Genomic DNA, 11,973 nt, shown 5'->3' with positions numbered 1-11,973 from the left:
GTCGGCCGCGCGGGCGGCTGGTCGGCGGGCTCGGCGGCGTACCCGTCGGCGGGCCGCCGGGCCGCGGCGACGGTGGCCAGCAGCAGCACCCCGAGCACCACCCCGGCCCAGGCGGTCAGATTGGCCCGGGTCTTGAGGTCGTCGGGGATGCCCTGCATCCAGTCCGCGTTCAGGTTCCACAGGCTCGGCAGCCGCAGCACGACGGTGACGGCCGCGACGGCACCGAGCGCCCCCGCGGCGGCCGGTGAGCGCAGCGCGGCGATCCCGGCGGCGACGCAGAGCGCGAGCAGGACCAGATCGAAGAGGGAGGAGCCGAAGAGGCTCCCCGAGGCCCGGAACGGCATTCCGGACCATGTCCACCACAGATGGCTCGCCTTGTCCGCCTTGTCCAGGTCCCGGACGATCCACGCCAGTGAGATCATTCCGAGCACCGCGCAGACGAGTGCGCCGAAAACACGCGCTCCGCGTGTGAGTATCCGTCCCTGCCCCATAGCCGTAGGTTTCCCCCACCCCGCACCCCGGGCAACCGTCACCACCCGAAGAAGTACGAAGAAGTGCGCGGATCGTGACCAACCGGATGGCGGCCGGACGGCGGCGATCACTGTCAAGCACGTCCTGACCTCGATCTGCAAAATGTTCGCTCAAGACTCCGAAGCCGGGCACATCCGCTCTTGCCCGCCCCTTGACCCGGCTGTGAATACGTTGCGACAGTCCGCTCAACCCGCCACAACGCGGGTAGATACACCGAGTTGACGGTTTGTGCGACGGGGCGGATCACCATGGGGGGCGCTACGCGATGACGACTCCATCCCAGCTCACCGTGGCCGGGAAGACGGCACCGGCCGGGGAGGGCGGACCGGGCGGGCAGCCCGAGGGCTTAGCGCCGCGCCAGCTGATGTGGCGGCGCTTCAAGCGTGACCGGACGGGCGTGATCTCCGCCTGTGTCGTGCTGTTCTTCTTCGCCGTGGCCGTGCTGGCCCCGGTGATCTCCTCGCTGTACGGCAAGGACCCGTACACGACGTACGGCCTCGACCGACCGGAGCTGCTGGATCCGCTCACCGGCTATCCGATGAAGCCCAACGGCGGCATCGACGGCGAGTTCTGGTTCGGCATCGAGCCCAAGCTCGGCCGGGACGTGCTGACGCAGCTGGTGTACGGCATCCGCACCTCGCTGCTGATCGGGCTGGCCGCGACGCTGCTGTCCACGCTGACCGGCATCGTCATCGGCGTCGTCGCGGGCTATATGGGCGGACGCACGGACTACTTCCTGGGGCGGCTGATCGATCTGCTGCTGTCCTTTCCGCAGCAGCTGTTCTTCGTCGCCTTCATGCCGGTGGTCACCGCGCTGTTCGTCAGCCCGCAGAAGGAGACCCCCACCTATTTCCGGGTGACGGCCCTGGTCATGGTGTTGTGGCTGCTGGGCTGGATGCAGCTGGCCCGGCTGCTGCGCGGTCAGGTGCTGTCGCTGCGGGAGCGCGAGTTCGTCGAGGCCGCGAAGGTGACGGGGGCCTCGCCGTGGCGGATCGTCCGCAAGGAGCTGCTGCCCAACTTGGGCACGCCGATCCTGGTGCAGTCGACCCTGATGCTGCCCAACTTCGTGACGACGGAGGCGGCCCTGTCGTTCCTCGGCGTCGGGGTGGTCGAGCCGACCCCCGACTGGGGCCGGATGTTCGCCAAGGGCGCCAACTTCTACGAGGGCGACATCACCTACATGTTCTTCCCCGGCATCGCCATGGTGATCTTCGTCGTCGCCTTCAACCTGCTCGGGGACTCGGTCCGGGACGCCATGGACCCGAAGACCACGCGTTGACCAGCACCACCCTTCCGTCCGACGAGCTCCAACGAGGCAGGTGCATCGACCACCATGACGTTGAACAGCAGGCGCAGAGCACGCAGTTACGCCGTCGCCCTGACCGCGGGGGCGCTGGCGCTCTCGGCGTGCAGCAGCGGGGGCGGCTCGGCCCCGAAGCAGTCCAGTGAACCGAAGATGACGGCACAGGGGATCACCCTGGGCAGCGCCGCCGACTCCACCGGGCCCGCCAAGGAGCTGCCGGGCGCGAAGAAGGGCGGCACGGTCTCGGTGCTCCAGCGTGACGCGTTCGAGCACCTGGATCCTGGCCAGATCTATATCAGCGATGAGCTGATCATGCAGACCCTCTACAACCGGACGCTGACGAACTACCGGATCGACGACAAGACCGGGAAGGTCAAGCTGGTCGGCGATCTGGCGACCGACACCGGGAAGTCCTCCGACGGCGGCCGGACGTGGACGTACACGCTCAAGGACGGGCTGAAGTTCGAGGACGGCACGCCGATCACCTCCAAGGAGGTCCGGCACGCCGTGGAGCGGCTCTACGCCCCGTATCAGACCAACGGTCCGACGTACCTCCAGCAGTGGCTCTCGGGCGAGGGCCAGAAGTACCGCAAGGCGCTGCCGGACGGCCCGTACAAGGGCAAGCACCTGCCGAAGACGGTGCTGGACACGCCGGACGCGAAGACGGTCGTCTTCCACTTCGACCAGCCGCGGGCCGAGGTGCCGTTCGCCGTGGCCATGCCCAACATCGGCGCGGTGCCGCCGGGCAAGGACACCAAGGAGAAGTACGACAAGGCGCCGGTGGCCAGCGGCCCGTACAAGATCAAGAACTTTAAGCCGGGCAAGGGCATCCAGTTCGTCAAGAACGATCAGTGGGACCCCAAGACCGATCCGATACGCCATCAGTACGTGAATGCCTTCGATGTCTCCTTCGGGCATCAGTGGGTGGACTCCACCCGCCGCCTGGTGGCCGACAAGGGCGCCGACAAGAACGGCATGACCTGGACCAACGCGGTCGACCCCTCACAGATCTCGGCGGTCCTCAAGAACAAGGACGCGATGGCCCGGTCGATGACCGAGACCCAGCCCTATGTGGACGTCGTCTCGATCAATACGGACCGGGTCAAGAACAAGAAGGTGCGCGAGGCGATCGCCTGGGCCTTCCCCAGCGGTCAGTACCTCCAGCAGTTCGGCGGCCCCAAGGGCGGTGAGATCGCGGGCGGTCTGGTCGGCCCGACGCTCAAGGGCTACAACCCCGACTTCGACCCGTTCCAGAAGAAGAAGTACCCCGGCGGCAACGCCAAGAAGGCCAAGGAGCTGCTGAAGGAGGCGGGTGAGGAGGGCTACGAGCTGGTCTACGCGTACGGCAACGGCGACACCCACCAGGACGCCTCGGTCGTCGTCCAGCAGGCCCTGGAGCGGGCCGGGTTCACGGTCCAGAAGAAGGAGATCGACCAGACCACCTACTACACCCAGATCGGGAAGGTGGACAACAAGTACGACCTCTACCGGTCCTCCTGGGCCGCCGACTGGCCCTCCGCCTCGACTGTCGTTCCTCCGGTGTACGGCGGAAAGAACGTCTACAACGGCTCGGCGAACTACAGCCATCTGAACGTCCCGGGGGTCGACAAGGAGATCGACCGGGTCGCCGAGGTCGGCGACCTCGACCGGGCCACCACGGAGTGGATGAAGCTCGGCGAGAAGGTCCTCACCGACCAGATACCGGCGGTCCCGACCTTCTACAACCGGCTGTTCACCCTCTGGGGCTCCGGCATCGACGGGACGAAGTGGAACCCGGTCTACGGGGCCGTGGACCCGACGGCCGTCTTCATCAAGTAGCCGCTGGTCCCAGCTCGATCAGGAGCCCGGCCGCGCCGCCCGCGCCCGTTCGATCCGGCGCCCGCGGCGCGGCCGGTACCCGCCCCGACCGGAAGATCCATGACGCCATGTTGAGATTCCTCGCCCGCCGCTCCCTCGGCGCGATCGTGATCCTCCTGCTGATCAGCGCGATCACCTTCTTCCTCTTCTTCGCCCTGCCCGCCGAGCCCGCCCGGCTCGCCTGCGGCAAGAGCTGCGACCCCGCCTCGCTCGCGATCATCAACAAGAACCTCGGCCTGGACGAGCCGGTGCCGGTGCAGTACGTGAAGTTCATGGCCGGGATCGTCGCCGGGCGCGACTTCGCGGTCGGGCACTGCTCCGCGCCCTGCTTCGGCTACTCCTTCGTCAGCCAGGAGCCGGTGTGGGGCACCATCGTCGACCGCTTCCCGACCACCCTCTCGCTCGCCCTGGGCGGCGCCGCGGTGTTCCTGGTCTGCGGGATCGGCATCGGGATGGTCGCGGCCTGGCGGCGCGGCACCTGGATCGACAAGTTCTTCAGCTCGCTGTCGCTGCTGGGCGCGTCCCTACAGATCTACTTCGTCGGCGTGCTGTGCCTGGCCTGGTTCGTCAGCGGGCTGGGGATCATGGAGCAGCCCGCCTACTACCCCTTCACCGACAACCCGGCGAAGTGGTTCAGCGGCATGCTGCTGCCCTGGCTGGTGCTTTCGCTGATCTTCATGGCCAACTACAGCCGCATGACCCGCTCCCAGATGGTCGAGCAGCTCCAGGAGGACCACGTCCGCACGGCCAGGGCCAAGGGTCTGTCCAGCCGGACGGTGTTCTTCCGCTACGCCTGGCGCGGCGCCATCGCCCCCATCGTCACCATCTTCGGCATCGACCTCGGCTCGCTCTTCGGCGGGGCGATGGTCACCGAGTACACCTTCACCCTGCACGGCATCGGACGGCTCGCCGTGGAGTCCGTCCAGCTGACCGATCTGCCGATGCTGATGGGCGTGATGCTGGTCAGCGCCGCGGCCATCGTGGCGTTCACCATCCTGGTCGACGCCGCCTACGCCGTCATCGACCCGCGCGTACGCCTCGCCTAGAAGGACGCCCGCAGTGACCACCGACGCGACCACCGAAGTGACCACACCCTTCCTGTCCGTGACCGACCTGCACGTCCGCTTCGCCACCGAGGACGGCACCGTCAAGGCCGTGGACGGCCTCTCCTTCGACCTCGAACGCGGCCGGACGCTCGGCATCGTCGGCGAGTCCGGCTCCGGCAAGTCCGTCACCAACCTCACCGTGCTCGGCCTCCACGACCCGCGCACCACCACGGTCACCGGCGAGATCCACCTCGACGGGCAGGAGCTGACCGGCGCGCCCGAACGCACCCTGGAGCGGCTGCGCGGCAACACCATGGCGATGATCTTCCAGGATCCGCTGACCGCCCTCTCGCCGTACTACACCGTCGGCCGCCAGATCGCCGAGCCGTACCGCAAGCACACCGGCGCCTCCAAGCGGGACGCCCGGCTGCGCGCCATCGAGATGCTGGAGAAGGTCGGCATCCCCAACCCGCGACTGCGGGTGGACGACTATCCGCACCAGTTCTCCGGCGGGATGCGGCAGCGCGCCATGATCGCCATGGCGCTGGTCTGCGACCCCGATCTGCTGATCGCCGACGAGCCGACCACCGCCCTCGACGTCACCGTCCAGGCGCAGATCCTGGACCTCCTCAAGGAGCTCCAGCAGGAGTTCGGCTCCGCGATCATCCTGATCACCCACGATCTGGGCGTGGTCGCCAACACCGCCGACGACCTGCTGGTGATGTACGCGGGCCGGGCCGTCGAGCGCGGCACGGTCCGCGAGGTGCTGCGGGCGCCCCGGCATCCGTACACCTGGGGGCTGCTGGGCTCCATGCCCCGGCTGTCCTCCGCGGTCGACGAACCGCTCAGCCCCATCCCCGGCACCCCGCCGAGCCTCCTCGCCCCGCCCCCCGGCTGCCCGTTCCACCCCCGGTGCGGCTACACGGCGGAGGTCGACGGCGAGCGCTGCGGGGAGATACGGCCCGCACTCCCGGACGGCCGGGGCGCCGCCTGCCACCTGGGCACCGAGCGGACGCAGACCCTCTTCACCGAGCAGATCAAGCCCCGGCTGGGCTAAGGAGCGCCTTCATGAGCATCGAGTCGGGCACCCCCGAACCCCTGCTGGTCGCCGAGAAGCTGACCAAGCACTTCCCGATCATGGGCGGCTTCCCCTTCCGGCGGAAGGTGGGCGCCGTCCAGGCCGTCGACGGCATCGACCTGACCGTGCACGCGGGGACGAGCTTCGGGCTGGTCGGCGAGTCCGGCTGCGGCAAGTCCACCACCGGGCGGCTGCTGACCCGGCTGCTGGAGCCCACCGCCGGGCGCATCACCTACCGGGGCCGGGACATCACCCACGCGGACCGCAAACAGCTGGCGCCGGTCCGCTCCGAGATCCAGATGATCTTCCAGGATCCGTACTCCTCGCTGAACCCCCGGCAGACCGTCGGCACCATCATCTCCGGGCCCATGGAGATCAACGACATCCGCCCGCCCGGCGGCCGCGAGGCCCGGGTGCGCGAACTGCTGGAGACCGTCGGCCTCAACCCCGAGCACTACAACCGCTTCCCGCACGAGTTCTCCGGCGGCCAGCGCCAGCGCATCGGGGTCGCCCGCGCCCTCGCCCTCGAACCCCGGCTGATCGTCGCCGACGAGCCGGTCTCGGCACTCGACGTCTCGATCCAGGCCCAGGTCGTCAACCTGCTCCGGCAACTCCAGCGCGAGCTGGGCATCGCGTTCCTCTTCATCGCCCATGACCTCGCCGTCGTACGGCACTTCTCGCAGCGCGTCGCGGTCATGTACCTCGGGAAGATCGTCGAGGTCGGCGACCGCGACTCCATCTACCGCCGCCCCCGCCACCCGTACACCCACGCCCTGCTGTCCGCCGTCCCGGACGCGGCCGTGGTGATGGACGACGACTCCCCCGCCGCCCACCGCGAACGCATCCGCCTCGCCGGCGACGTCCCCTCCCCCATCGCCCCGCCCTCCGGCTGCCGCTTCCGCACCCGCTGCTGGAAGGCCCAGGACCTCTGCGCCCAGCAGGAGCCGCCGCTGCTGCGCATCGAGGGCAACCGCGAGGGCCACCTGTCCGCCTGCCACTTCCCCGAGGCCCCCACCACCGAGGCCCGCGCCGAGGACATCGTCCTCGACCCGGCGCTGACCGCGGCCGACCGTTCGGGCAAGGACTGAACCGGGAACGTGTCGGGAAACCTTGACACGTCGGAAAGTCCCGACGCATAGTGACGGTCATGGCGGCAGTCGATGTGTTCAGCGCCCTGGCCAATCCCGTACGGCGCAAGCTGCTGGAGGTCCTCCAGGCCGGGCCGCGCTCGGCGGGCGACCTGGCGGGTGAGTTCGAGCTCAGCAGACCCGCGGTCTCCGAACACCTCGCGGTGCTCAAGAACGCCCGGCTGGTGCGCGAGGAGCCACGGGGGCGGCATCGCTACTACCACCTGGAAGCGGCGCCGCTCGCGGAAGTGGGCGAGTGGCTCCATCCCTTCGAGCACTACTGGCGCGCCCGCATGGGGGCGCTGCGCGATCTGATCGACGAGGAGAACCCATGACCACCGACGACCCGGCCGCCATCCACTGCGACCAGTTCATCGCCCATCCGCCCGCCACGGTCTGGAAGGCCCTGACCGAGCCCGAGCTGCACGCGCGCTGGTGGGCCGCCGGGGACGTACGGCCGGTGGTGGGCCATCGCTTCACCCTGGACATGGGGAAGTGGGGGCAGCAGCCGTGCGAGGTGCTGGACGTCGAGCCCGAGCGCCTGCTGCGCTACAGCTTCGCGTCCGGCACCCTGGACACCACAATCACCTGGCGGCTGGAGCCCGAGGGCACCGGCACCCGCCTCTTCCTCGAACACTCCGGCTTCGACCTCGACTCCCCGCTCGGCAGGACCGCGCTCGACGGCATGGGCGGCGGCTGGCCCGGCGTCCTCGGAAACATCGAATCGGCCCTCACCGCCGCCCAGCGCTAGTCAGCGGAAGCGCGAGAAGACGTGGGCGCGGCCCACGGTGGTGAAGCCGCGGCGGGCGTACCAGTGGCGCGGCCAGTCCTCACCGTCGGCCACCAGGAACCGCAGGGCGCACCCCGCCTCCGACGCGCGCTGGAGGGCGCCGGACAGCACGGCGTCGGCGTACCCGCGGCGCCGCGCGTGCTCGGCCGTGGCCACCTCCTCGATCTGGGCGATGCCGTCGGCGGGCTCCATGTAGAGGTCGGCCCAGGACGCGACCTCGCCGTCCTCGTCGTGCACGGCCAGGAACCGCACGTCCTCGGCCCCGTTCCGCCGGGCGGCCCGCCGCCCCACCATCTGACGCACCGTTTCCTCGTCGGCGTCGGGCATCCACAGCCGCTGCTGGTTCGCCAACGCCCGCCACAGCGGCCCGTACGGATCGGGCCCCAGGTCCATCTCCACGACCTGCCCGCGCCCCGCGACCGCCGCCACCGGTCCGGTGTGCGTCATCACCAGCTCAACCCCGTGCTCGTACCCCGCCAGGGTCAGCGCGGGCGCACACGCGAGCCCGAGCCGGTCGTCGTGAACGGTGATCCGCCGATGCGGGAACTCCGCCATCGCCTCGTCCGCGACGGCCGGGAGCTCCGTCGGCTCGACGGGCCCGTCGATGTGGATCTCGTTGTGCTCGTGCGAGCGCGCGTACTGGTCGTGCCGCACCAGAAAGCCGCCCGGCACCGGCCTGACCTCCGCGGACTGGCGCCGCGCGAAGAGGAGCCGGAAGTCGACGGCGCGCTGAAGATCATAGGGTCGTGCCATGGCTGCTTTTCCGCCTCCGGTCTATCAGGAGTACTACACCCGCACACCTTGGCAGCTCTTCTCGGGCGTCGGCTGGAAACGGCTGGTGGCCTTCCGGGCCGATGAGCAAGGCGTCTTCTTGGGCGGCCCCCCAATCCGGTACCACAAGTTCAGCGTCACCGTGCCGTGGAGGGACATCGAGGCGCTCGTCCTGTGGACCACGAAGAAGTTCATGGAGAAGCGGATCCGGCGCATCGGCCTGAAGCTCCGTCCGGGCGTGCCGCACCTTCCCGGCCCCGACGAGAAGATCTCGCCGGGCCTCACCGCGAGCGTCGCGCCGCACATCGAGTACGAGGTCGTCAGGAACAACCGCGTCATTGCCTTCTGGAAGGTCGACCACGCACGACTCGCCACCGCCGTGCAGGCGTTCGCCCCCGATGTGCAGCTCGTCGCTCACCCGCTGTACCGGCTCGACGAGCGGAGGGGCAGCGGATCACCGGACGCGCCCGACGCGGACATCGGGCTCCTCGACCTCTTCTGAGGTCAGACGGCGGCGCGCTTGAGGTCATACGGCGGCACGCTCCTCCGCGAAGTGGCACGCCGACGGGTGCGCGGCCCCGCCCGTCAGGGCCGTCGGCACCGCCAGGGCCGGGGCCTCCGCCGCGCAGCGGGCCTCGGCCCGCCAGCAGCGGGTGCGGAAGCGGCAGCCGGTGGGCGGGTCGGCCGGGGAGGGGACGTCGCCGGGGAGGAGGATGCGGGTCCGCCCCTCCCGCGCCTCCGGGTCGGGGACCGGGACGGCGGACAGCAGGGCCTGGGTGTACGGGTGGGTCGGGTGGTCGTAGATCTCGGGGCCGGTGCCGGTCTCCGCGAAGCGGCCCAGGTACATCACGGCGACCCGGTCGCTGATGTGCCGGACCACCGACAGGTCGTGGGCGATGAAGACGTAGGCGAGGCCGAATTCGTCCTGGAGGCGTTCCAGCAGGTTGACCACCTGGGCCTGCACCGAGACGTCGAGCGCCGACACCGGCTCGTCCGCGACGATGACCTCGGGGCGCAGGGCCAGCCCGCGGGCGATGCCGATGCGCTGGCGCTGGCCGCCGGAGAACTGGTGCGGATAGCGGTTGATGTGCTCGGGGTTGAGGCCGACGACGTCCAGCAGCTCCTGGACCGCGCGGCGGCGGTCGCCCTTGGGGGCGGCCTCGGGGTGGATCTCGTACGGCTCGCCGACGATGTCGCCCACCGTCATCCGGGGGTTGAGCGAGGTGTACGGGTCCTGGAAGACCATCTGGATGTTGCGGTGGACGGCGCGCAGGGCGCGCCCGGACAGCCGCGCGATGTCCTCGCCCCGGTAGCGGATCGAACCGGCGGTCGGCCGCTCCAGGCCGACCAGCAGCCGGGCGAGGGTGGACTTGCCGCAGCCGGACTCGCCGACGACGCCGAGCGTCTCGCCGCGCCGCAGGTCGAAGGAGACCGTGTCGACCGCCCGGACCGCGCCGGTCTGCCGCTTGACCAGGGCGCCCCGGGTCAGCGGGTAGAGCTTGGCGAGGTCGCGTACTTCGAGGACGGGCGGGGCGGGGTCAGCCGCCGAGGGGGCCGACGGTACCGGCGGTGCCGAGGGGGTCGAGGGGGTCGAGGCCATGCAGCTCCTCCTTCCAGAAGTGGCAGGCGCTGGCCCGCCCTCGGGCCCCGGCATCGGTCACCTCGTACAGCGGCGGCCGGTCGGTGCGGCAGACCTCGCGGGCGCGCGGACAGCGGGGGTTGAAGGGGCAGCCCGCGGGGAGGGCGAGCGGGCTGGGCGGCAGCCCCTTGATCGCGTACAGCTCGCCGCCGCGCTGGTCCACGCGCGGGATGGAGTCGAGCAGCCCGCGGGTGTACGGATGGGCGGGGCGCCGGTACAGCTCGCGCACCGGCGCGGTCTCCACGATCCGGCCCGCGTACATCACGGCGATGGTGTCGGCGACGTCGGCGACCACGCCCAGGTCGTGGGTGATGAGGATGAGCCCCATGGCGTACTCGCGGCGCAACTCCGCCAGCAGATCCATGACCTGGGCCTGGACGGTGACGTCGAGCGCGGTGGTCGGCTCGTCGGCGATGATCAGCTCCGGCTCCAGCGCGATCGCCATCGCGATCATGATGCGCTGGCGCATGCCGCCCGAGAACTGGTGCGGATAGTCCCCGGCCCGCGCCGCCGCGGCCGGGATGCGGACCCGGTCCATCAGCTCGACGGCCCGCGCCCGGGCGTCCTTGCGCGACATGCCGCGGTGCACCTGGTACATCTCGGCGAGCTGGGCGCCCACCGGGATCACCGGGTTGAGGGCGGACAGCGCGTCCTGGAAGATCATCGACATCTTGGCGCCGCGGATCCGGCGGCGCTCCTCGCCGCTCAGGGTCAGCAGGTCGCGCCCCTGGAAGAAGACCTTGCCGCCGGTGACGAAGGCGGGCGGGGAGTCGAGGATGCCCATGATCGCCTGGGCGGTCACGGACTTCCCCGACCCCGACTCGCCCAGCACGGCCAGTGTCCGCCCCGCGTCGACGGCGTAGCTCACCCCGCCGACGGCCTCGGCGACGCCGTCCCGGGTGCGGAAGGCGACGCGCAGGTCCCGTACGTCCAGCAGGCGGGCCACGGCTAACGCAGCTTCGGGTCGAGGGCGTCGCGCACCGCGTCGCCGAGCATGATGAACGCAAGCACGGTGATGCTGAGTGCCGCCGCGGGCCACAGCAGCATGTGCGGGGCGTTGCGGATCTGGGTGGACGCGGACGAGATGTCGATGCCCCAGGAGACGGTGGGCGGTTTCAGCCCCACGCCGAGGAACGACAGGGTCGCCTCCAGCGCGATGTACGTGCCGAGCGCGATGGTCGCGACGACGATGACGGGGGCGACGGCGTTGGGCGCGATGTGCCGCAGCAGCATCCGGCCGTTGCTCGCCCCGAGGGTGCGCGCCGCGAGCACGTAGTCCTGCTGTTTGACGGTGACGACCGAGCCGCGGGCGATACGGGAGATCTGCGGCCAGCCCAGCAGCACGATGAAGCCGACCACCGGCCACACCGAACCGCTGGTGACCACCGACAGGAACACCAGCCCGCCGAGCAGGATCGGGATGCCGAAGAAGACGTCGGCGATCCGCGAGAGCAGGGAATCCCACCAGCCGCCGAAGAATCCGGCGAGGCCGCCCAGCACGCTGCCGAGCAGGGCCGCACCCGCGGTGGCGCAGATGCCGACGGTGATGGAGGCGCGGGCGCCGTAGACGGTGCGGGTGTAGACGTCACGGCCCTGGAGGTCGAAGCCGAACGGGTGGCCGGGGGCCGGGCCGTCCTGCGCCTTGGCCAGGTCGCCCTGGTACGGGTTGCCGTCCGCGATCAGCTGCGGCCAGACCGCGATGGTGACGAGGAAGAGGATGACCAGCGCGGAGACCACGAAGACGGGGTTGCGGCGCAGATCGTGCCAGGCGTCGGACCACAGCCCCCGCGACCCGGGCGCCGGGCCGCCGCCGGGGGCCGGGCGCGCGGCG

General features: G+C 70.3%; 12 protein-coding genes and 1 pseudogene. 8 read left to right on the top strand and 5 right to left on the bottom strand.

Annotated features, from left to right (window positions below; genetic code table 11):
* Positions 1-422, bottom strand: a pseudogene (locus EEJ42_RS40170) (hypothetical protein); the annotation flags it as partial.
* A 374-nt stretch (positions 423-796) separates the two neighbouring features.
* Here EEJ42_RS40170 and EEJ42_RS40165 point away from each other — a divergent pair.
* The 7 genes from EEJ42_RS40165 to EEJ42_RS40135 all read left to right on the top strand — a co-directional run bounded on the left by EEJ42_RS40165 (position 797) and on the right by EEJ42_RS40135 (position 7,693).
* Positions 797-1,810, top strand: coding sequence for an ABC transporter permease (locus EEJ42_RS40165; RefSeq protein ID WP_123107088.1), 1,014 nt, complete (start codon positions 797-799; stop codon positions 1,808-1,810).
* 54 nt (positions 1,811-1,864) lie between these two features.
* Positions 1,865-3,652 carry an ABC transporter substrate-binding protein gene (locus tag EEJ42_RS40160; protein WP_123107087.1) on the top strand — a complete coding sequence of 596 codons (1,788 nt, stop codon included), beginning with the start codon at positions 1,865-1,867 and terminating at the stop codon, positions 3,650-3,652.
* Positions 3,653-3,759: 107 nt separating this feature from the next.
* On the top strand, positions 3,760-4,737 hold the full coding sequence (locus tag EEJ42_RS40155; RefSeq protein WP_123107086.1) for an ABC transporter permease: 978 nt from the start codon (positions 3,760-3,762) through the stop codon (positions 4,735-4,737).
* 13 nt (positions 4,738-4,750) lie between these two features.
* Positions 4,751-5,794, top strand: coding sequence for an ABC transporter ATP-binding protein (locus EEJ42_RS40150; RefSeq protein ID WP_123107085.1), 1,044 nt, complete (start codon positions 4,751-4,753; stop codon positions 5,792-5,794).
* Between the two features lie 11 nt (positions 5,795-5,805).
* Positions 5,806-6,903 carry an ABC transporter ATP-binding protein gene (locus EEJ42_RS40145; RefSeq protein ID WP_123107084.1) on the top strand — a complete coding sequence of 366 codons (1,098 nt, stop codon included), beginning with the start codon at positions 5,806-5,808 and terminating at the stop codon, positions 6,901-6,903.
* 59 nt (positions 6,904-6,962) lie between these two features.
* Positions 6,963-7,277 carry an ArsR/SmtB family transcription factor gene (locus EEJ42_RS40140; protein WP_123107089.1) on the top strand — a complete coding sequence of 105 codons (315 nt, stop codon included), beginning with the start codon at positions 6,963-6,965 and terminating at the stop codon, positions 7,275-7,277.
* Positions 7,274-7,693: an SRPBCC family protein gene (locus EEJ42_RS40135; protein ID WP_123107083.1), complete on the top strand. Its 420-nt coding sequence runs from the start codon at positions 7,274-7,276 to the stop codon at positions 7,691-7,693. Before EEJ42_RS40140 ends, EEJ42_RS40135 begins: the two co-directional genes overlap by 4 nt.
* On the opposite strand, the gene EEJ42_RS40130 is transcribed toward EEJ42_RS40135, so the two are convergent.
* The gene (locus tag EEJ42_RS40130; protein WP_123107082.1) at positions 7,694-8,485 is read right to left on the bottom strand and encodes a GNAT family N-acetyltransferase; all 792 of its coding nucleotides are present in this window, start codon (positions 8,483-8,485) and stop codon (positions 7,694-7,696) included.
* Between EEJ42_RS40130 and EEJ42_RS40125 the strand changes: the two genes are divergently transcribed.
* Positions 8,484-9,005 carry a hypothetical protein gene (locus tag EEJ42_RS40125; protein WP_148082193.1) on the top strand — a complete coding sequence of 174 codons (522 nt, stop codon included), beginning with the start codon at positions 8,484-8,486 and terminating at the stop codon, positions 9,003-9,005. The genes EEJ42_RS40130 and EEJ42_RS40125 overlap by 2 nt on opposite strands.
* Before the next feature lie 24 nt (positions 9,006-9,029).
* On the opposite strand, the gene EEJ42_RS40120 is transcribed toward EEJ42_RS40125, so the two are convergent.
* From EEJ42_RS40120 to EEJ42_RS40110, 3 genes are all read right to left on the bottom strand, one after another.
* Positions 9,030-10,103, bottom strand: coding sequence for an ABC transporter ATP-binding protein (locus EEJ42_RS40120; RefSeq protein ID WP_184503495.1), 1,074 nt, complete (start codon positions 10,101-10,103; stop codon positions 9,030-9,032).
* Positions 10,042-11,088: an ABC transporter ATP-binding protein gene (locus EEJ42_RS40115; RefSeq protein ID WP_123107079.1), complete on the bottom strand. Its 1,047-nt coding sequence runs from the start codon at positions 11,086-11,088 to the stop codon at positions 10,042-10,044. Before EEJ42_RS40115 ends, EEJ42_RS40120 begins: the two co-directional genes overlap by 62 nt.
* Before the next feature lie 2 nt (positions 11,089-11,090).
* Positions 11,091-11,973, bottom strand: an 883-nt coding sequence (locus EEJ42_RS40110; RefSeq protein WP_148082192.1) for an ABC transporter permease, incomplete at its 5' end; no start/stop codon positions are given.

The sequence above is a fragment of the Streptomyces botrytidirepellens genome, assembly GCF_003721215.1.
Taxonomy (GTDB): domain Bacteria; phylum Actinomycetota; class Actinomycetes; order Streptomycetales; family Streptomycetaceae; genus Streptomyces; species Streptomyces himastatinicus.
Note: the sequence above shows the minus strand (reverse complement) of the source record. Positions and strands in the feature narration are given on the sequence as shown.

Bases quoted from the DNA above. Each gene is read 5' to 3' on its own strand.
- EEJ42_RS40160 (WP_123107087.1), top strand. From the start codon at position 1,865: ATGACGTTGAACAGCAGGCGCAGAGCACGCAGTTACGCCGTCGCCCTG.
- EEJ42_RS40135 (WP_123107083.1), top strand. From the start codon at position 7,274: ATGACCACCGACGACCCGGCCGCCATCCACTGCGACCAGTTCATCGCC.
- EEJ42_RS40145 (WP_123107084.1), top strand. From the start codon at position 5,806: ATGAGCATCGAGTCGGGCACCCCCGAACCCCTGCTGGTCGCCGAGAAG.
- EEJ42_RS40140 (WP_123107089.1), top strand. From the start codon at position 6,963: ATGGCGGCAGTCGATGTGTTCAGCGCCCTGGCCAATCCCGTACGGCGC.
- EEJ42_RS40120 (WP_184503495.1), bottom strand. From the start codon at position 10,103: ATGGCCTCGACCCCCTCGACCCCCTCGGCACCGCCGGTACCGTCGGCC.
- EEJ42_RS40125 (WP_148082193.1), top strand. From the start codon at position 8,484: ATGGCTGCTTTTCCGCCTCCGGTCTATCAGGAGTACTACACCCGCACA.
- EEJ42_RS40165 (WP_123107088.1), top strand. From the start codon at position 797: ATGACGACTCCATCCCAGCTCACCGTGGCCGGGAAGACGGCACCGGCC.
- EEJ42_RS40155 (WP_123107086.1), top strand. From the start codon at position 3,760: ATGTTGAGATTCCTCGCCCGCCGCTCCCTCGGCGCGATCGTGATCCTC.
- EEJ42_RS40130 (WP_123107082.1), bottom strand. From the start codon at position 8,485: ATGGCACGACCCTATGATCTTCAGCGCGCCGTCGACTTCCGGCTCCTC.